Origin of the sequence: Streptomyces colwelliae, assembly GCF_048158785.1 — a bacterium.
Lineage (GTDB): Bacteria > Actinomycetota > Actinomycetes > Streptomycetales > Streptomycetaceae > Streptomyces.
In genome coordinates this window covers 1-642 of the sequence record NZ_JBLTJC010000886.1, presented here as the reverse complement: position 1 = coordinate 642, position 642 = coordinate 1, and the positions used below count along the sequence as shown (strand labels likewise).

Genomic DNA, 642 nt, shown 5'->3' with positions numbered 1-642 from the left:
GCCGGAGAGGTTCCCGCCGGGGTGCGGGGTGGGGGCGTCGGAGAGGGCTTCGCGCTTGCGGTGGATGAGTTCGGCGAGATAGCCGCGCATCTTCTTGACGGACCGCGCGACCCCGCCCCGTGGCCCGCCGCCGTGCCGGATCATCATGCCCGCCCAGTCCCGGAAGTCGTCCTGGTCCTCGCGGGGGACGCCGAGCAGGTCGCAGATGGCGTAGATGGGGAGCGGGAAGGCGAAGTCGTGGATGAGGTCGGCGGAGCCGTCGGCGGCGAACCGGTCGATCAGATCGTTCGTCAACTCCTGTACCCGGGGCGCGAATTCGGCCACCCGCCGGGGTGTGAACGCCTTGCTGACGAGGCGGCGCAGGCGGGTGTGGTCCGGCGGGTCGATGTTGAGCAGATGCGTCATCAGCTCGGCCTTGCGCTCACCCGGGATACCGGTCTTGCCCTTGGCGTGCGCCGGTTCGTCGTGATGCGCGGGGTTCTTGGAGAGCCGCGGGTCGGCGAGCGCCTGCTTGGCATCGCCGTACCGGGTGACCAACCAGGCCTCCACCCCGCTGGGGAGACGCGTCCTGTGCACGGGGGCGTGCTCGCGGAGCCAGGCGTAGGCGGGGTAGGGATCGGTGGCGAATTCCCAGGTGAAGAG

General features: G+C 70.4%; 1 protein-coding gene. It reads right to left on the bottom strand.

The window, feature by feature from the left end; all coding sequences use genetic code 11:
- A partial coding sequence (locus ACNFOC_RS54995; RefSeq protein ID WP_521987296.1) for a cytochrome P450 family protein occupies nt 1–642 on the bottom strand: 642 nt, incomplete at both ends.